The sequence below is a fragment of the Pseudomonas sp. LBUM1658 genome (assembly GCF_059716055.1).
In genome coordinates this window covers 6,573,667-6,592,076 of the sequence record NZ_CP166798.1, presented here as the reverse complement: position 1 = coordinate 6,592,076, position 18,410 = coordinate 6,573,667, and the positions used below count along the sequence as shown (strand labels likewise).

Annotated in this window: 19 protein-coding genes; 11 read left to right on the top strand and 8 right to left on the bottom strand. The window is 59.7% G+C overall.

Going from position 1 to position 18,410, the window contains the following annotated elements; all coding sequences use genetic code 11:
• The first annotated feature begins 3 nt into the window (after positions 1–3).
• The 4 genes from ACA064_RS30450 to rsd all read left to right on the top strand — a co-directional run bounded on the left by ACA064_RS30450 (position 4) and on the right by rsd (position 3,801).
• A complete protein-coding gene (locus ACA064_RS30450) occupies positions 4–1,143 on the top strand; it encodes a uroporphyrinogen-III C-methyltransferase (RefSeq protein WP_497671402.1) in 1,140 nt (379 codons plus the stop codon).
• Positions 1,140–2,378 (top strand): heme biosynthesis protein HemY, encoded by a 1,239-nt coding sequence (locus ACA064_RS30445; protein ID WP_497671401.1) that lies wholly within the window; start codon positions 1,140–1,142, stop codon positions 2,376–2,378. The genes ACA064_RS30450 and ACA064_RS30445 overlap by 4 nt, the downstream gene beginning before the upstream one ends.
• A gap of 236 nt (positions 2,379–2,614) precedes the next feature.
• A complete protein-coding gene (locus ACA064_RS30440) occupies positions 2,615–3,136 on the top strand; it encodes a disulfide bond formation protein B (RefSeq protein WP_497671400.1) in 522 nt (173 codons plus the stop codon).
• 206 nt (positions 3,137–3,342) lie between these two features.
• The gene (rsd, locus tag ACA064_RS30435; protein WP_497671399.1) at positions 3,343–3,801 is read left to right on the top strand and encodes a sigma D regulator; all 459 of its coding nucleotides are present in this window, start codon (positions 3,343–3,345) and stop codon (positions 3,799–3,801) included.
• Between the two features lie 72 nt (positions 3,802–3,873).
• Here rsd and ACA064_RS30430 read toward each other — a convergent pair whose 3' ends face one another.
• Positions 3,874–4,539 (bottom strand): FKBP-type peptidyl-prolyl cis-trans isomerase, encoded by a 666-nt coding sequence (locus tag ACA064_RS30430; protein WP_497671398.1) that lies wholly within the window; start codon positions 4,537–4,539, stop codon positions 3,874–3,876.
• Between the two features lie 192 nt (positions 4,540–4,731).
• On the opposite strand from ACA064_RS30430, the gene ACA064_RS30425 reads away from it, so the two are divergent.
• On the top strand, positions 4,732–5,754 hold the full coding sequence (locus tag ACA064_RS30425) for an AlgP family protein (RefSeq protein ID WP_497671397.1): 1,023 nt from the start codon (positions 4,732–4,734) through the stop codon (positions 5,752–5,754).
• On the opposite strand, the gene ACA064_RS30420 is transcribed toward ACA064_RS30425, so the two are convergent.
• On the bottom strand, positions 5,751–6,215 hold the full coding sequence (locus ACA064_RS30420) for a TIGR02444 family protein (RefSeq protein ID WP_497671396.1): 465 nt from the start codon (positions 6,213–6,215) through the stop codon (positions 5,751–5,753). The two genes, ACA064_RS30425 and ACA064_RS30420, sit on opposite strands and share 4 nt — an antisense overlap.
• 50 nt (positions 6,216–6,265) lie before the next feature.
• Between ACA064_RS30420 and abc-f the strand changes: the two genes are divergently transcribed.
• The 3 genes from abc-f to ACA064_RS30405 all read left to right on the top strand — a co-directional run bounded on the left by abc-f (position 6,266) and on the right by ACA064_RS30405 (position 9,504).
• A complete protein-coding gene (abc-f, locus tag ACA064_RS30415; protein ID WP_497671395.1) occupies positions 6,266–8,176 on the top strand; it encodes a ribosomal protection-like ABC-F family protein in 1,911 nt (636 codons plus the stop codon).
• On the top strand, positions 8,176–8,769 hold the full coding sequence (locus ACA064_RS30410; RefSeq protein ID WP_150806109.1) for a mechanosensitive ion channel family protein: 594 nt from the start codon (positions 8,176–8,178) through the stop codon (positions 8,767–8,769). The genes abc-f and ACA064_RS30410 overlap by 1 nt, the downstream gene beginning before the upstream one ends.
• Positions 8,770–8,871: 102 nt before the next feature.
• On the top strand, positions 8,872–9,504 hold the full coding sequence (locus ACA064_RS30405; protein ID WP_497671394.1) for a LysE family transporter: 633 nt from the start codon (positions 8,872–8,874) through the stop codon (positions 9,502–9,504).
• A gap of 54 nt (positions 9,505–9,558) precedes the next feature.
• Here the strand turns inward: ACA064_RS30405 and ACA064_RS30400 are convergent, their stop codons facing one another.
• The 4 genes from ACA064_RS30400 to ACA064_RS30385 are packed head-to-tail and all read right to left on the bottom strand — an operon-like array spanning position 9,559 to position 12,712.
• The gene (locus tag ACA064_RS30400; protein ID WP_497671393.1) at positions 9,559–10,302 is read right to left on the bottom strand and encodes a penicillin-binding protein activator LpoB; all 744 of its coding nucleotides are present in this window, start codon (positions 10,300–10,302) and stop codon (positions 9,559–9,561) included.
• A 3-nt stretch (positions 10,303–10,305) separates the two neighbouring features.
• On the bottom strand, positions 10,306–10,893 hold the full coding sequence (gene lpoB / locus ACA064_RS30395; RefSeq protein WP_497671392.1) for a penicillin-binding protein activator LpoB: 588 nt from the start codon (positions 10,891–10,893) through the stop codon (positions 10,306–10,308).
• A gap of 39 nt (positions 10,894–10,932) precedes the next feature.
• Entirely contained in the window at positions 10,933–11,301 is a 369-nt protein-coding gene (locus tag ACA064_RS30390; protein ID WP_497671391.1) for a YcfL family putative periplasmic lipoprotein, read from the bottom strand.
• Between the two features lie 13 nt (positions 11,302–11,314).
• A complete protein-coding gene (locus ACA064_RS30385) occupies positions 11,315–12,712 on the bottom strand; it encodes a COG3014 family protein (RefSeq protein ID WP_497671390.1) in 1,398 nt (465 codons plus the stop codon).
• A gap of 417 nt (positions 12,713–13,129) precedes the next feature.
• Between ACA064_RS30385 and ACA064_RS30380 the strand changes: the two genes are divergently transcribed.
• Positions 13,130–15,028: an FTR1 family protein gene (locus ACA064_RS30380; RefSeq protein WP_497671389.1), complete on the top strand. Its 1,899-nt coding sequence runs from the start codon at positions 13,130–13,132 to the stop codon at positions 15,026–15,028.
• A gap of 38 nt (positions 15,029–15,066) precedes the next feature.
• Entirely contained in the window at positions 15,067–15,522 is a 456-nt protein-coding gene (locus ACA064_RS30375) for a YaiI/YqxD family protein (RefSeq protein WP_497671388.1), read from the top strand.
• Between the two features lie 102 nt (positions 15,523–15,624).
• Here ACA064_RS30375 and elbB read toward each other — a convergent pair whose 3' ends face one another.
• Positions 15,625–16,293: an isoprenoid biosynthesis glyoxalase ElbB gene (gene elbB / locus ACA064_RS30370; RefSeq protein ID WP_497671387.1), complete on the bottom strand. Its 669-nt coding sequence runs from the start codon at positions 16,291–16,293 to the stop codon at positions 15,625–15,627.
• Between the two features lie 114 nt (positions 16,294–16,407).
• Here elbB and ACA064_RS30365 point away from each other — a divergent pair, with 114 nt between their 5' ends.
• Positions 16,408–17,643, top strand: a complete 1,236-nt coding sequence (locus ACA064_RS30365) for a sterol desaturase family protein (RefSeq protein WP_497671386.1) — start codon at positions 16,408–16,410, stop codon at positions 17,641–17,643.
• On the opposite strand, the gene ACA064_RS30360 is transcribed toward ACA064_RS30365, so the two are convergent.
• On the bottom strand, positions 17,624–18,256 hold the full coding sequence (locus ACA064_RS30360; protein ID WP_497671385.1) for a DedA family protein: 633 nt from the start codon (positions 18,254–18,256) through the stop codon (positions 17,624–17,626). The two genes, ACA064_RS30365 and ACA064_RS30360, sit on opposite strands and share 20 nt — an antisense overlap.
• Positions 18,257–18,410: the final 154 nt, after the last annotated feature.

The window sequence follows — 18,410 nt, the reverse complement described above, 5'->3', positions numbered from 1 at the left end:
TACGTGAGCGAAACAACCTTGCCTAAAGATGAAGTCCAGCCAGCCGTCGACGCGCCGGCTGAACCTGCGACCACCACCGCGCAACGCCGGGGCAATGGGCTGGTGATTCTGGCCTTGTTGCTGGGGGCGGCGGGTATCGCTGCTGGCGGTTGGGGGATTTTGCAGGTTCGCAGCCTGCAAGCCCATAACCAGCAACAGTTGGGGCAGTTGCAAGTGCTTGGCGATCAAGCTCAGACCCTCAAACTCAACGAACAACGTCTGACGGCGCGGCTGGAGCAATTGCCGGCCGCCGATGAGCTGGAAGATCGGCGGCGTCTGGTGACGCAGTTGCAAGGTGATCAGCAACGCTTGAACCAGCGACTCGAAACCGTGCTGGGAGCCAGCCGCAAGGACTGGCGCCTGGCCGAAGCCGAGCACTTGTTGCGCCTGGCCAGCCTGCGACTGTCGGCGCTGCAGGACATCAGCAGCGCCCATGCCCTGGTGCAAGGTGCCGACGAGATCCTCCGCGAACAGAATGACCCTGCATCCTTCGCCGCCCGCGAGCAGTTGGCAAAAAGCCTGGCGGCGCTGCGCAGTACCGACCAGCCGGACCGTACCGGGCTGTTCCTGCAACTGGGCGCCTTGCGCGATCAGGTGGTTGAACTCAGCGCACTGGCGCCTGAATATCAGAAAAGCGGCGATTCGCTGCTGGGCCTGACGGCCGATGGCGACGGCGCCAGTCGCTGGGCGCAGTGGTGGGATGAAATCTCGCGTTATATCCGCATCGACTTCAATGCCGACAAAAATGTCCGACCCTTATTGGCGGGACAGAGCCTGACCCAGGTCCGGCTGGCGCTCAGCCTCGCGCTCGAACAGGCGCAGTGGGCTGCGCTCAATGGGCAGGCGGCGGTTTATACCCAGGCCTTGGCCGAGGCCCGGGATGTTCTCAAAGGCAACTTCAATCAGGACAACCCACAAAGCAAATTGATGCTTGAGCGGGTCGGCGAGCTGAGCAAGCAACCGGTTACCGTGGTTACCCCTGATCTGGCGACGACCTTGAGCGCGGTCCAGGCCTATCTGGAACGTCGCCAACCGAGTGTCGAGGAGTCGGTGAATACCCCCGCCAAACCTGCCGCGAACGCTGCGCAGGAGACCAGCCCATGAAGCGCATCTATGTGATCCTGTTCGTGGTCATTGCTGCTGCAGCATTGCTGGGGTTGGCCATCGCCGAGCACGCAGGCTATGTCCTGATCGCCTACAAGAGCTTTCGTTATGAGTCGAGCCTGTGGGCGAGCCTGATGCTGCTGGCGGTCATCTGGCTGTTGGTCTGGGGGGTGAAGTTGCTGATCGAGTTGCTGACCACGTCCGGTGGCGTGGTCAATCCATGGTCGCGACGCAACCGCAGTCGTCGCGTGCAAGTGGCGATCGAGCACGGCCAGATAGACCTCGCCGAAGGTCGCTGGGCCAGCGCTCAGCGGCACTTGCACCGGGCTGCCGAAGCCGAGCGCCAACCGTTGCTGTATTACCTCGGCGCTGCGCGGGCGGCGAACGAGCAGGGGCTGTATGAAGAATGCGACAATCTGCTTGAGCGAGCCCTTGAGCGCCAGCCTCAGGCCGAGTTGGCGATCGCCTTGAGTCACGCACAGTTGCAGATCGACCGCGGTGATACCGACGGCGCACTCGTCACGCTGGAAACCATGCATGAGCGTCATCCGCACAGTGTTCAGGTCCTGCGTCAGTTGCAGCGCCTGCATCAGCAGCGGGGCGATTGGTCGGCGCTGATCCGTCTGCTGCCGGAACTGCGCAAAGACAAGGTTCTGCCGCCTGCCGAGCTGATCGAGCTGGAGCGCAGAGCCTGGGGTGAAAACCTCACACTGGCGGCTCGACGGGAAGAGGACGACACGGCAGGTTTGCAGTCGCTCGATCGTGCCTGGCAGCAACTCAGTTCCGCGCAGCGCCAGGAACCGCAATTGGTGCTGGCCTATGCCGAACAACTGCGGCAACTGGGTGCCGAGGTCAAGGCCGAAGAGGTCCTGCGTGGCGCCCTCAAACGCCAATACGACAGTCATCTGGTCCGGCTTTACGGGCTACTTCGTGGCAGTGATCCCGGGCGGCAATTGCACATCGCCGAGGGCTGGTTGAAAGATCACCCGGCGGATCCCAGCCTGCTGCTGACCCTCGGACGTCTGTGTCTGCAGAGCAGTTTGTGGGGCAAGGCACGAGATTATCTGGAGAGCAGCTTGCGGCTGCAGCGTAATCCGGAAGCTTGCGCCGAGCTCGCGCGGCTGCTGGCGCAATTGGGTGATACCGAGCGCAGCAATCAGCTGTTTCAGGAAGGCCTGGGGCTGTTGGACGAGCGCTTGCTGGCCTCGCCTCTACCCGTACCGGCTCGCGTGTAAGGCGCGCTGTGGATGGCTGGTTCTTCCTCCAGGGTGGGCCGGCCATTTCAGAGGTGTCAGAGTTTTCCGCGTATTGTCTGACACCAGGCTGCATCCTACGTCGGACTACATCTGATCTCCCATTTTCTGTCGGGATTTCCCTACAGTCTGGAGGAAGTGTCCGCTAAGGCCCGTCTTGAAAGGGTTGCGGGCTTTCCTCTACCGTAACTGCCTGTCTCTTTTGTTACGGATTAGCCATGTTTTTGGCCCGCTCACGCTCCTTGTTCCTCATGGCGTTCACCGCAGGTGCCCTAGCCCTGGGCGCCTCGTTATACCTGGAATATGCGGTCGGGCTCGAACCTTGCTCGCTGTGTACGGTGCAGCGGTTCTTTCTGGTTCTGTTCACGGCGATTTGCCTGATTGCAGCCGTGCATGGGCCAAGCCGCACGGGTTGTTACCTGTATTGGCTATTGAGCGTACTCAGCTGTCTTGGCGGAATGCTCACCGCGTGGCGGCATGTGCTGTTGCAAAATTCCCCTCAGGAGCGCTGGCAGGGATGTTCGCCCGGTCTCGAGTACCTGCTGGGCAACATGTCCTGGTCCTGTGCGTTGAAACGGGTCTTCCAGGGGACTGCCGAATGCACTCGAATCTCCTGGACGCTGTTCGATATGAGCATCCCCGAGTGGAGCCTGTTGTTCTTTGTAGGGATGATCTGCCTGGGCATTTTTCAGCTGCTGCAATTCCTGCGTTTCACCCGCAGTAGAGCGGTCGGGAGGTGATTATGCTTCTGCCCTACCGTTCGAGATTAAACGCTTGTATGAACTTTATCTCCTGCGTACCTTGAAGCAGTTGTCGCGCGGGCATAATCTGGCCCGCACGTGTTATTGGAATTATGTTGCTCAGTGGCGCCCTGCTTGGCCGAATCTTGATCGTTCAAGTCTTGCGGCGGGTGTAGGACGGCACTACCCATAAGGGAAGAAAGACCATGCTCGAAAGTTGTCAGAATGCTCAGGAACGCTGGGGTGGAGTGCATCTGCTGATCGATCGCTGGTTGCAGGAGCGTCACGAACTGGTTCGGGCCTATGATGCTCTCGGCGCCAAGCCAGAAGCGCTGGGCGAGAACCGAAAGCCATTGCAGGAATTCTGCGGAGTCCTGGTAGATTATGTTTCGGCCGGGCATTTCGAGATCTACGAACAGCTGACCGGAGAAGCCAAGGCGTTTGGTGACACCCGCGGGCTGGAATTGGCCGAGACGATCTATCCGCGCATCGATGTGATCACCGAAAAGCTGCTGGCCTTCAACGATCTCTGTGACGCTGGAAAGTGCGTCGCGGAAAAATTCAAAGAGTTGGGTGGTCTGTTGCACGAACGCTTCGAACTGGAAGATTGCCTGATCGAAGTGCTGCACACGGCTCACAAGGAAGAGGCTCCGGCTCAGGTCTGAGTTTTTCGCTTTGGCGAAAAGATCATCAAAAAACGGTGCGCTATGCGCGCCGTTTTTCGTTTGAGCTTTTACTCAGCCAGCGACACCAAGTAATTCAATTTCGAACACCAGTGGGGTGTAGGGCGCAATCAAGTCACCCGCGCCGTCGGCGCCGTACGCCTGGGCCGAAGGAATGACCAGTCGCCACTTCGCACCGGTGGGCATTTGCGGCAATGCACTGCGCCATCCATTGATCACGCTGTCGAGACGAAACCACTGCGCCTGATTGTTCTGATCAAACACCGTGCCGTCGGGCAGGCGACCGATATAGCGAACCTGGACGTTGCCATTGGGACCCACCTTTGGACCGTTGCCGGGAGTCAGTTCGGTCAGCAGAATTCCATCCGCCAATTCACGAACCCCTGGTCTGGCTTTTTCAGCTGAAAGAAAACGACTCTCTGTTTCGAGGGCGATCTCACTTTGCGGTCGGGCGGATTTCTCTGCGGTCCGCTTCTCATGCTCGGCAAGAATCTGTTCGATCCGTTGCTCTTTGAGTGCCAGCGGCTTGCCCTGATAGGCCTGTTGCAAGCCATCCAGTAACGCTTGAATCTGAAGGCCGGGAATCTCCTCGCGCAAGCGTTCGCCGAGGCTGGCACCGAGGCTGTAAGAGAGATCGCGGGAGTCATTTTCCGTGGATTTTTCAGCGGCCTGAACGAACGAAAAAACCAGCCACAACGATAAAAAAAGATAACGCGACATGGGCACGCTCCGGCCTGAGATGCGAAGGATTATGCCAGTGCGAACGTCTTCGCGGCTGAGCAACTTTCAAGGCAGTGAAGAACATTTTCAATTCACTGCAACATAGCGCTTTCGATGCTGTCAAGATGCCCTAGCGGCGGTAGCAGCAGAGGTCTAGTATGAGCCGCAATAACGTAAGCTAGGAGGTAAACCATGTCGGCCAATAAGAAGCCTGTAAATACCCCGTTGCATTTACTCCAACAGCTCTCGGGCAGCCTGCTCGATCATTTGGAAAACGCCTGCTCCCAAGCTTTGGCTGATGCTGAAAAACTGCTCGCCAAGCTGGAAAAACAACGCGGAAAAGCGCAAGAAAAACTGCACAAGTCACGAACCAAACTGCAAGACGCTGCGTCGGTCGGAAAGGCCAAGGCACAAGCCAAAGCCAAGGGCGCAGTGAAGGAGCTTGAAGAGCTGCTTGATGCGCTCAAGGATCGTCAATCCGAAACCCGCACCTACATTCTTCAACTCAAGCGCGATGCCCAGGAAAGCCTGAAGCTGGCGCAAGGTGTTGGTCGAGTGAAAGAGGCTGTAGGCAAGGCGCTGTCCCTGCGTTCCGCCAAGCCTGCCGCTGCCCCTGCGAAGAAGCCCGCGGCCAAGCCGGTTGCTGCCAAAGCGCCGGCCAAGGCTCCTGCGAAAACTGCGGCCAAACCAGCTGCGAAGGCTCCGGTTAAAGCGGCAAGCAAACCCGCTGCGAAACCAGCAGTGAAAAAAGCAGTCGCTGCCAGCGCTGCCAAACCCGCCGCTAGATCGACTGCTGCCAAACCTGCCGCGGCAAAACCGGCGGTCAAGCCTGCTGCTAAAACTGCTGCGGCCAAACCAGCGGCCAAGCCCGCTGCCGCGAAAGCGACAGCTGCCAAACCCGCAGCTAAACCTGCAGCTAAACCAGCAGCCAGGACTGCTGCCGCGAAACCCGCGACGGCCAAGCCAGCAGCCAAACCTGCCGCGGCGAAACCAGTCGCAGCTAAAGCGCCTGCCAAAGCTGCAGCAAAACCGGCAGCAAAACCAGCCGTGAAAAAGCCGGCCGCCGCTAAACCGGTAATGGTTCCTGTTGCGGCCAGGCCTGTGACTCCAGCGCCAGGAGCATCGCCGGCAACGTCTGCGAGCACTCCTGCAGCGTCGCCTGTAGCAACGCCAGCAGCCTCTGCGAGCAGCATCACCCCAACCAGCGCTTCCTAAGCCCCGGTTACCGCGACGCGTAGTTTATTCAGCGCGTCGCGGTTCAGGGTGGCGGCTTGCGCCGCCAGCCCTTCCAGCCAGGCAGGTAAATCTTTCGCGGCCTCTTCCGGCCAGTCCTGCGCCGTCGTCTCCAGCCGCAACAACAACTGCCGCTCCGCTTCGAGCTCCAGCGCCTTGACCTGTTCGCGCAGAACCGTCAGTTGCGCATCCTCAAGGGCCGCCGAGCGCCATTGCTTGCGCAGTTGCCGCAGGGGTTGCACGACATCGTCATGCCAGGGGTCAGCCAGCTGATGCAGTTGCTGCAGGCGCTGGGCATTGCAAGCCACGCCACGCTGGCCAAGCCAGACCGCACACAACAGCAGGCAGACATTGGCGCCGGCAGTCTGCAGTTCCAGGCAGGCCCTTTCGACGCCGGGTCGGGCGTAGGTGTTCAGGGTAGAGCTCCACAGGTCAGAGGACATATTCCTACTCGCGCCAGTTGCGAGCGAAGCTGGTAGACTCCGCCGCCATTATGATCCGACTTCAAAGCCTAACATTACAGCGTGGCCCGCAACGTCTGCTAGAAGACGCCGAGCTGACCCTGCACGCCGGTCACAAAGCCGGCCTGATCGGTGCCAACGGCGCCGGTAAATCCAGCCTGTTCGCCTTGCTCCAGGGAGAACTGACCCCTGACTCGGGTGATTGTTTCCTGCCGGCGGACTGGCGAATCGCCCATATGCGCCAGGAGGTCGATACCCTTGATCGGGTAGCGGTCGACTATGTGCTCGATGGCGACCTGCGCCTGCGCGAGGTGCAGCGTGAGCTGGCCGACGCCGAAGCGGCCCATGACGGTGCCGCTCAGGCGCGCCTGCACGCCGAACTCGATAGTGCCGACGGTTACACCGCCGATGCCCGGGCGCGCAAGCTGCTGGCAGGTCTGGGTTTCACCAACGAGCAAATGGATCGCCAGGTCGGCGATTTCTCCGGTGGCTGGCGGATGCGTCTGAACCTGGCGCAGGCACTGATGTGCCCGTCGGACCTGCTGCTGCTCGATGAGCCGACCAACCACTTGGACCTCGACGCCATTCTGTGGCTCGAAGACTGGCTCAAGAATTATCCCGGCACGTTGCTGCTGATCTCCCACGACCGGGACTTCCTCGACGCCGTGGTCGACCATGTGGCCCACGTCGATCAGCGCAAGATCACCCTCTATCGTGGTGGTTACAGCGCTTTCGAACGTGCTCGCGCCGAACGTCTGGCCCAGCAACAGCAAGCCTACGAGAAGCAGCAGGCGCAGCGTGCGCACATGGAAAGCTACATCGCGCGTTTCAAGGCCCAGGCCACCAAGGCCCGTCAGGCCCAGAGCCGGATCAAGGCCCTGGAGCGCATGGAAGAGTTGTCTGCCGCTCACGTTGATTCGCCCTTCGATTTCGTGTTTCGCGAGTCGGTGAAAATCTCCAGCCCGTTGCTCGACCTCTCCGACGCCCGTTTGGGATACGGCGAGAAGACCGTGCTGGAGAAGGTCAAGCTGCAACTGGCGCCGGGTGCCCGGATCGGCCTGCTCGGTCCGAACGGCGCAGGCAAGTCGACACTGATCAAGAATCTTTCCGGTGAGCTGGAGCCCTTGGCCGGTCGCCTGGTGCGCGGCGAGAACCTGGTGGTCGGCTACTTTGCCCAGCATCAGCTGGACTCTCTCGATTCCAAGGCCAGCCCGCTCCTGCATATGCAGCGTCTGGCGCCGACCGAACGTGAGCAGACTCTGCGCGACTTCCTCGGTGGTTTCGACTTCCGCGGCGCGCGCATCGATGAGCCGGTGTTGAATTTCTCTGGTGGCGAGAAGGCCCGCCTGGCACTGGCGTTGATCGCCTGGGGCCGGCCGAACCTGCTGCTGCTCGACGAACCGACCAACCACCTCGACCTGGAAATGCGCCTGGCGCTGACCATGGCCTTGCAGGAATTTACCGGTGCGGTGCTGGTGGTCTCCCACGATCGGCACTTGCTCAAGAGCACCACCGATGAATTCCTGCTGGTTGCCGATGGCAAGGTTCAGGAGTTCGACGGCGATCTGGAAGATTACGCCCGCTGGCTGGTTGACTATCGACTGCGCAACGCGCCGGTCAACAACACGCCGGTCAACCCCGACAAAACCGACAAGAAAGCCCAACGCCAGGCCGCCGCTGCATTGCGTCAGCAGCTGGCGCCGCATAAGCGTGAAGCCGACAAGCTCGAAGTCGAGCTGGGCAAGCTCCACGAAAAACTCGCGAAGATCGAAACCAGCCTCGGCGACAGTGCGGTGTACGAAGCGGCCCGCAAGGATGAGCTGCGCGATCTGCTGGCCGAACAGGCCCGGCTGAAAGTTCGTGAGGCCGAGCTGGAAGAGACCTGGATGGAAGCCCTGGAGCAGCTCGAGAGCCTGCAGTCGGAGCTGGAGGCGCTCTCTTGATGGAGGCGCTGAAGCTGCATTGGTCTGCCGTATGGGTCGAGCCGCTGCTGTTTGTCGGGCAAATTCTGCTGATCCTGCTGGCCGGTTATCTGGCCCAGCGTTTCGTGGCCAGAGGGCTGACCCGCCTGGGCCAGCGTTACCCGTTTCCGCCGCAATTGCTGATGCCGCTGCGCGGAGGCTTGCGCTGGCTGATCATGGGCAGCGCGCTGATCTTTGTATTGGAGCGCCTGGGCGTTTCAGCGACGGTGCTGTGGACGGCGTTGTCCGGCTTTGTCGCGGTGGCGGCGGTGGCGTTCTTTGCCATGTGGAGTGTGCTGTCCAACCTGCTCTGCGCGATTCTGATCTTCACCGTCGGGCCGTTTCGCCTGGGTGATGTGGTCGAGTTGGTGGACACCACCGACAAGCCGGGCGTCAAAGGCCGGGTGGTGGCGATCAATCTGCTCTACACCACGTTGGTCGAATCCGCTGAGGCCGGCAACGGGAGCGCCATGGTGCAAGTACCCAACAGTCTGTTCTTCCAGCGCTCGGTCCGCCGCTGGCGCGGCAGTGATGTATTCCCGCTGAGCACCAGCGAAAAACTGCCGGGCAGCTGATAACGCTGGTCGGCAGGGCGCAGGTCCGACAAAAAAACGGTAGTCATTCGCCAAAAGGCGCATTAGCTTAGACGTCTGTAACGAGTCTGAGTGGGGTGTGCGATGGTGCTTGAAACATGGCTGGCGTTTTTTGCCGCCTGCTGGGTGATCAGCCTTTCTCCTGGCGCCGGCGCTATTGCGTCGATGTCCTGTGGCTTGCAGTACGGTTTCTTGCGTGGCTATTGGAACGCCCTGGGCCTGCAACTGGGTCTGGCGATGCAGATTGCGATTGTCGCCGCAGGTGTCGGGGCCATTCTCGCCGCTTCGTCCACAGCCTTCTATGCGATCAAGTGGTTCGGCGTGGCCTACCTGGTCTATCTGGCGGTCAAGCAATGGCGCGCGCTGCCCAGCAACCTGAATGACGACGCGGCAATCCGGCAGATCGGCAAGCCCCTGGCGCTAGTGTTTCGCGGGTTCCTGGTGAACGTCAGCAACCCCAAGGCGCTGGTGTTCATGCTCGCGGTATTACCGCAATTCATCGACCCCCACGCGCCACTGGTGGCTCAATACCTGATCCTCGGCGTGACCATGATCATTGTCGATCTGATCGTGATGGCGGGCTACACCGGGTTGGCTTCAAAGGTCTTGCGCTTGTTGCGCACACCGAAACAGCAGCGCCGCATGAACCGTACCTTTGCCGGTTTGTTCATTGGGGCGGCCGGGTTGCTGGCGACCATTCGCCGGTCAGCGGTGTAAACCCTTCACCCACAAAAAAGGCGACCGCTGAGGTCGCCTTTTTCGTTCGAGGGCTTAGCGCAAAATGACGGGCGCCTCGTCCGGGGGCAGGTTGTTGCTCCGCGGGGCTTGCCCCGGCTGCTGATAATCGCCGCCACCGAGCTGTTCGCTCAATTGGCGCGCCACGTCCTCACCCAGCGATTTGGACACATCGCGAACTACCCGCGGGCGGTTCAGCGAGACCTTCACGTCTTGGCTATTGACCAGTTTGGTGTCCTGACCTTCGCCCATGGCAGTAAACGCCGAGGTGATTTCGAAGGTGTTGGTGTTGATCAGGCTGAAGTCGGCTACCAGACTCAGACCGAGAATCGCCGAATAACTGTCGGTATTGGCCAGTGACGTTACATCACGGGTGAAGTCGATATCCGACAAGGTGCCGAACAATACGTAGTCGGCGCCCTGGTAGTGACCAGCCCTGATCCGCTCGATCACATCAAACACGTCTTCGCTGGATTTGGCGGTGTGCGGTGTGCCTTGCACCAGCTGGAACATCCCGGACTTGAGGATCTCGCCCTTGATGTCGCCGGTGAATTTGCGCAACTCGCCTTGCTCGATATAGCTGCTGGTAGCCTCGATCTCGTTGTAGCTCGACGAACCGCTGGCGTTATAAGCGCTTGCCTGGAAGTTGCTCTGGGCCGAAACGATGTGGATGTATTGTTCCACCCGTTCTTGGTAGGCGAGGTCGGTGACCGCGATTTTCGGGGCCGCCTGCACGCCAAACGCGCAGGCCAGGCCAATGATGCCAATCCATGCACGCATTGCTTAACGCTCCGTGGTTTTGCGGATCTCTTTCTCGTCCATCCACTCGGCCAGACCGCTTTCGACATCGATCAATTGCAGGCTGAACTTGTAGAAGACGTCTTTGTAATCGCTGCTGCGCTTGACGATCGAACTGATCGAGCCTTCAAGACGGTATTGGGCGGCGATCATATTGCCGGTCTTGGCCACGGTGCTTTTTTTGTACAGGCCGCTCTGGTTTTGCAGCTTGAGCTGGTCAACCTGGCTCTGCATGGCCGTGTTGTCACTGGCGAAGCGGGCGGTGCCGGATTTCATCAGCTGAGTCTTGATGCTGGTGGTGATCTCGCGGGTATCGATGTACTCGCTGGTTTTGTTCTTCACGTCGTAAACCTGCACCACCGGGCGGCCCTGCAGGATCCCGGACTGGGCCAGGGAGCGGGTCATGGTTTCGGCGATCATCTGCAGGTCGGTGGAACCGAACTCGTTGGTCACCAGCTCTACAGCCTTGCTGTCGCCGTAGCTGATGTTTTTCCCGCCCAGGACCGGTGAGTTGTTGGCGCAACCGCTGGCCAGAAGGGCGACAACGGTGAGGAACGAAAAGCGTGCAAACATGGGAATACTCTCTAAAACTGAACAAAACGGGTGAGTGCCTTAAGGCGTTTTGATTTCCAGACGAAAATCCACGGCTTTGGCCAAAGGCGCGATGGCTGGCAGGAAGCTGGTTTGCGTGCCGTACAGGGTCAGGCTCTTCCAGGATTCTTCTTCACCGACCGGGAAACCTTCAGGGCCGAGCCAGGCAAAGCGGTAGTACATAGTCTTGTTATTGACGCTGGTATTGCTCAGCTGAACGTTGACCGTCAGAAAACCATTTTCACGAGCGACACGCATGGCGCCGACCACGATGTTTTTCTGCTTGCCCATGCTCACGACTTTGCTCGCCGCACTGCCGGGTTCTGGAGGTGGGGTGGCGCAACCGGCCAACAAGGCCAGCGCGATGACAGCAATGATGTTGAAACGCATGAGGAGTCTCTGCTTAAGGTTGTTTGAGGCTGGCCACAGCCTGCGGGTTGGCGCTTGGCGTCAGATGCGCGGCAATGCCGCTGGTGAACACCTGGCTGCCTACCATGCGCAAAGTGATGACTTGATAGCGTTGATCGATCTTGACCTTCATCAGCGCGCCGCCATGGGCGTTGGGCAGGCTGACCTGGTGCTCGCCTTGCTTGAGGCGCAGGCGCACCACCTGGGTGGTGTCAGGCAGGGTGCGCCAGGTGCGGGTGTCGGCCCCTTCCATCACCATTGAAGTAATGCCTACCGCCAGGCCGGCCAACGGGTTGACGTCGTTCAACTGCTTTTGCGCAACGCCGCGGGTCACGGCACGCACGGTGGTGCGCAGAATGATCCCTGGCATGTCGTCACGCAGGGCACGCTGGGACATGGCAGTAGTGCTGTTGAGTTGTGTCAGGTTCAATTGCTGACCGTCCACGCCGATCTGGGCAAAGGTTGCTGTCGAGGTGTCCGGCTTGATTACCGGGAAGGACAGCGGCGTGATCACCAGATTGCCGCTGATGGGCAGCGGCAGCGGAATGCGGATGGAGTCGCGGGCTGGTGCCAGGCCGCTTTGCACGACGATCAGGATGTCGCTTTCTTCACTCTTGCCGGCCGGCTTGTCGAGGTTCAGCAGCGCCTGCTCGAGCAGTGGGGTATTGGGGCGCAATTCCGCGGCTTTGCGGTAGCCCGGTGCGGCGAGGTTTCTTTCGCCCAGGGCTTCGTAGACGAAACCGGCCAGGTAGTGGCTGAAAGCACTCTGATAGCTGTTCTTCAGGCCGACCACTTCCGGTGCGTCGAGGCTGGCCACCGGGTAACCCTGAAGGTCTTTGTATTCGGTCTTCAGCCCTTGCTTCTCGGCTTCGGCTTCGCGCTTGAGGTATTCCTTGTCGCGCAGCTCGGCGATCACTGCTTCGCGTTCGTGGGTCCTTTTGATCTCGGTACGGGCGCCGTCGAAGTCGTTGACGGCCAGCAGATTCAGGGCCATCTGGGTGGTCAGCATGACTTTTTCGTAGTCATAACCTTCGTAACGACGAACCTTGTCGTTGACCAGGAAGCTGCCGAACTGTGACAGGTATTTCTCAGAGTCGAACTTGACCGAGTCTTCCCATGCCCCCACCACTTGGTCGGCGCTTCTCCATGCGGTCTGGCTACCCGTCAAATCGCCTTTGGCGCGCAGCAGTTCACCTTTCTCGAAGTAATAGAGCAGGTCTTTGTCCTGGCTGCGGTTGTTCTTTTCCAGCAGGGTCAGCGCGGCATCGACGTTGCCGGTGCTCAACTGCTGGTTGGTTTCCTGGAGCTCGGAGTCGTAGCTGCGAAATGCCGAACAACCGGCGAGCAAAGTGACTGCGCTGAGCGTGAGTGAGGTAAGGGCGCGGGATTTCATATGGAGAACTTCTTCCCTGAACGTAAACAGCCGAGCGTTGCTGGTCGGGCTGGATGGACCAATCGGCAGCCCAGGTGGCTTTCCTGCCAATTCCTCATTCAAAGAGGAGCTTAAATACCCATCAGGAATACCTGGGGCGCAGCATTATAAGCTGTGAAGGTGGCGATGTAATGGCCTTTTGATTTCATCTGTCAGGATGTGTGCCACTAGTCTGCTAATTGATATGAGAGCCTGAGTCCGCATTTCTCGGACCTGGATTATTTATTGGCCCTGTGAATCGCTGCAAAACCCGCTAAATAAGGGCGCAGGAGGGGATTCCCGCGGTCGGTTCTTTGGCCTGAATGGATGAGAAGGCTTGAGTGAAAGTCATTCGAAGTGAACAATGTGTTACTTCGTATTTCCAATTGAGATTCGTTCATGACTGCCTCGTCCCGTTTCCTGGCCTGGTTAATGCTGCCTGTGTTTGCGTTATGCAGTTTCAATCTGCTGGCCGACACCGTGGAAGGCGCACCCCAGGCGCTGCATTTGCTCGACTACATTGGCGCGGATTACCCGGCCACGGTCGAGGCGGGCAAGGTCATCGATTCCTCCCAATACCGCGAGCAGCTGGAGTTTCTCGGTGTTCTGCAGGGTTTGATCGGGGGTTTGCCGGCCAAGCCTGAACGGGCCGAGCTGGAGCAGGGTGTCAGCAGCCTGCGCGCCGCCATCACGGCTCGCCAGGACGGTGCGACGGTCTTCCGCCAGGCGCGGCAATTGGGTGCGAAGCTGGCGGTGGCCTATGAGGTCAGCCAGGCGCCGATCATCACCCCGGACCCGACTCGCGGTGCGCCGCTCTACGCTCAGCATTGCTCGGTCTGCCACGGTGACAGCGGCGTTGGGGACGGCCCTGCAGGCGTCGGTCTGACGCCGCCACCGTCCAACCTGCGCGATGCCACACGCCTGGACCGCTTGAGCCTCTACGCGATCTACAACACTCTTGGGCTGGGCGTTGAAGGTACGGACATGCCGTCTTTCGCCGATCAACTGGACGACCGTCAGCGCTGGGATCTGGCAACCTACATTGCCGGTTTCAGCGCCGATCCAACTGCGACGAAAAGCGACAAGAGCTTTAACCTCGCCGACCTGGCTCGTCAGACGCCGGGTGAAGTGCTGGCTGCCGAAGGCCCACAGGTTGCGGCCACTTTCCGTGCTCAACGGGCCCAGCCGCCACAGGTCAAGCGCGGCCCGGCACAGTTGCTCGACTACACCGCGTCGACCCTGGACAAGAGCCTGGCAGCCTATCGCGCCGGCGATCACGAGCAGGCGTATGACCTGTCGGTAGCGGCCTATCTGGAGGGTTTCGAGCTGGTCGAGAGCTCCCTGGACAACGTCGATGCCAATGTGCGCAAGGACACCGAAAAATCCCTGATGGCTTACCGTCAGTCGTTGCAGGACGGTTTGCCGGTGGCCCAGGTCGAGCAGCGTCTGGACTCAGCGAAATCCAAGCTGAAGCAATCTGCCGGTCTGTTGGGCAGCGATGGTTTGAGCTGGTCCCTGAGCTATATCTCCGGCCTGCTGATTCTGCTGCGCGAGGGCCTGGAAGCAATCCTGGTATTGGCGGCAATCCTGGCGTTCTTGCGTAATACCGGTCAGCAGTCGGCAGTGCGCAGCGTCAACGTCGGCTGGGGGCTGGCACTGGTGGCCGGCCTGGCGACCTGGGCCCTGGCGGCCTACGTGATCGATGTCAGCGGCGCCCAGCGTGAACTGCTGGAAGGTTGCACGGCATTGTTCGCCAGCGTCATGGTGCTCTGGCTCGGCGTGTGGATGCACGATCGTCGTCACGCGGCGGCCTGGCAGAATTACATCAAGAGCAGCCTGGTCGGTGGCGGCGGGCGTTTCGGCTTTGCGATCCTGGCGTTCTTCTCGGTTTACCGCGAGTTGTTCGAAGTGATCCTGTTCTACGAAACCCTTTGGCTGCAGTCGGGACCGGCGGGACATAACGCCGTATTGGCGGGTGGTGCAACGGCGCTGGTGCTGCTGATCGGCCTGGCCTGGGTGATTCTGCGTGGCTCGGCGAAATTGCCGCTGGCGCTGTTTTTCGGGATCAACGCTGCGCTGTTGTGCGCGTTGTCGGTGGTATTTGCCGGGCACGGGGTCAAAGCCTTGCAGGAAGCCGGGATCTTCGGCACCCGGCCGGTGGCGTTCTTTGACTTCGACTGGCTGGGGATCCACGCTGATGCTTATTCGCTGAGTGCGCAGGCCGTGGCGATTCTGGCGATCATTGTGCTTTACAGCCGTAGTCGCATGGCGGAGAAGCGGCGGGTGCGGGCTTCTTGATCTGATTGAAGCCGAATGATTTTTGAGGGCAACAAAACATGCGTGTATGGATCGATGCCGATGCCTGCCCGAAGGCGGCGAAGGATCAGGTGATCAAGTTTGCCTTGAAACGCCAATTCGAAGTGCTGCTGGTGGCGGGGCAGAGCCAGATCAAACCGAGCTATGCCTGCGTAAAGCTGATCGTGGTGCCCAGTGGCCCGGATGCGGCCGATGATTATCTGGTCGAACACGCGCTGCCCGGCGAACTGGTGATTTGCAGTGATGTGCCATTGGCCGATCGTTTGATCAAGAAGGGCGTTGCCGCCCTCGATCCGCGCGGCAAGGAATTCGACCCGCAGAACATGGGTGATCGGTTGGCGGTGCGCAATCTGTTCACCGACCTGCGCGATCAGGGCCAGATGGGCGGCGGCCCGCCGCCCCATGGCGAACGCGAGAAGCAGGCGTTCGCCAATTCGCTGGACCGGATCCTTACCCGGTTGATGCGTAACGCCTGAAAAGATCGCAGCCTGCGGCAGCTCCTACAAAAGCTCCGCGCTCATCCTGAATGAACGCAAATCCTGTAGGAGCTGGCGAAGGCTGCGATCTTTTGATTTTGCTTACACATCATTCTCGTGAGTTAACTCCAGCACTCGATCAACCAGCTTGTTAATCCCTGAAGCCACTTCGCTAATGGATTGCGCGAGCATGTAGGCCGGGGTGCTGACCAGTTTGCGTGCCTTGTCTTCGATGATGTCGCTCACGGCACACTCTTCGTGGGTGGCGCCCATTTTGGTCATGGCTGCGGCGGTCTCGGCATCGTTGCCGATGGTGCAAGTCACGCCAGGGCCATAGATCTTCGCGGCCAGGGCTGGCGAGATGCAGATCAGCCCGACCGGTTTGCCGGCTTCGGCAAAGGCTTCAGTCAGGGCCAGGACTTCTGGCTGGACGCTGCAGCCCGCGCCTTCGATGGCAAAGTTGGAGAGGTTTTTCGCCGAGCCGAAACCGCCGGGCACGATCAGTGCGTCGAAGTCTTCGACATCGGCTTCGCGAATATCCTTTACCTCACCACGGGCAATGCGCGCCGATTCGATCAGCACGTTGCGCGATTCGGGCATTTCCTCGCCGGTCAGGTGATTGATGACATGCAATTGGGCGATATTGGGTGCGAAGCACTGCACTTGCGCACCACGCTGGTCCAGGCGCAGCAGGGTGATCACGCTTTCGTGAATCTCGGCGCCGTCATAGACGCCACAGCCGGACAGTATCACTGCAACTTTTTTGCTCATGGTTTTTTCTCCAGGTTCATGGCGTTAAATGTCCACTAATTTGTCACTCGTTGCCATAGGGTTATCTCGCGACTACACCTAATCTTCGGGTAACGATTCTGATCAGGTCGCGTCATGAACTTCATCCTTTATGCAGTGCCGTTTTTCTTTGTGCTGATAGCCGTCGAGCTGTTGGCCGATCGCTGGCGTGGGGTGAGTAATTATCGCGTAGCGGACGCGATCAACAGCCTCAGCACTGGTGTGTTGTCGACCACCACCGGCCTGTTGACCAAAGGCGTCGGGCTGATCACCTACGCCTTTGCCTTGCAGCATCTGGCGCTGTTCGAGATGCCGGCCGAGCGCGTCTGGGTCTGGGTGTTTGCCTTTGTCTTCTATGACTTCTGCTACTACTGGCTGCATCGCCTGGGCCATGAGCGCAACATTCTCTGGGCGGCGCACTCGGTGCATCACCAGAGCGAGGACTACAACCTGTCCACGGCATTGCGTCAGACTAGTACCGGATTTCTGCTGAGCTGGATCTTCTATCTGCCCATGGCGGTAGTCGGCGTGCCGTTGCTGGTGTTCGTCAGCGTCGCGGCACTGAATTTGCTCTATCAGTTCTGGGTGCATACCCGGCACATACCCAAGCTCGGCTGGTTCGAATGGTTCTTCGTTACGCCGTCCAATCATCGGGCCCACCATGCACAGAACGCTCTCTACATGGATCGCAACTACGGCGGTGTGTTCATTATTTGGGATCGATTGTTCGGCTCGTTCCAGGAAGAGGACGACAACGAACCGGTGATTTTCGGTGTGACCACGCCGCTGGCGAGCTGGAACCCGCTGTGGGCCAACGTGCAGTTCTACGCGCAGTTGCTGAGCGATGCGCGGCGTACCGAACGTTGGTGGGACAAGCTGCGGATCTGGTTCATGCGTACCGGCTGGCGACCGGCGGACGTGGCGGCCAGGTACCCGCTGAGCAAGCCGCAGCTGAGTCAGTTCCGCAAGTTCGAGGTGCCGCTGGACAAGCGCCAGCAGTGGTATGTCGCACTGCAGTTCACGGTTTATATCGCGTTAGGCAGTTACCTGATGAACCTGGCTGATAGTTTGCCAACGGTCGCACTGGTGTTGGGCTGGAGCGCTGTGGCGTTCGGTCTGTTTGTGCTGGGCGTGGCCCTGGAGAATCGCCCGTGGGCGTTGAAACTTGAGTTGTTGCGCCTGGCACTGAACGTGCCGCTGTTATGGCTGGCGCCGCTCCTGGGGCTATGGCCGGCCAGCGCGGTTGGCTGGATCGGCCTGCTCAGTTACAGCCTGCTCAGTGGTATCGGTCTCTACTGTTGCAGAAGCCGACTCACTCGACTGGTGTCGTAGGTTTTCTGGATTTGATGAATTCGGCCTGTTCGGCCTGCTCCGCTTCGTAGATCTTTTTCGCCAGGCGGGCATTCTTCAAGCGCCGGCGCAGCCACAGGCAGAAGCCCACCACCAGCAGCGCGCCCAGCACCCATAGCTCGTACTTCTTGACGCTGCCGAGCATCCCTTCGAGTACCGCGCCAAAATGGTACGCGGCGGCGGCCAGGGCGGTGGCCCAGATGGCGGCGCCAATCCCGTTGAGCAGCAGATAACGCCCCGGTGGATAACCGGACAGGCCGATCGCCACCGGCATTACCGTGCGCAAGCCATAGACGAAGCGAAAGCTCAGCACCCAGATATCCGGGTGCCTGCGGATGTGCTCCAGCGCCCGATCGCCCATAAGTTGCCAGCGCGGTTTACGCGCCAGCAATTTGCGGCCGTGCTTGCGCCCCAGGAAGTACCACAGCTGATCGCCGGCATAGCTGCCGAGAAAGGCCACGACCACCACCAGGTTGATATCCATGTATCCGCGGAACGCGAGGAAGCCTGCGAGCACCAGAATGGTTTCGCCTTCGAAAAACGTGCCGAGAAAAAGGGCGAAGTAGCCGAAATCCTGAAGAAGTTGTTGGAGCATTGTCTGGATGCTGGCGAAATGAACGCGCAGCCTACCCCTTCAGGCACATTCAGGAAAGTATCCAAATGTGTCTCGACGTGAACAATTCCTACAAGGACAATGACTGCGACTACCGGTCACAGGGTAAGCAGGACTGTCATGACTTAGTCATAAT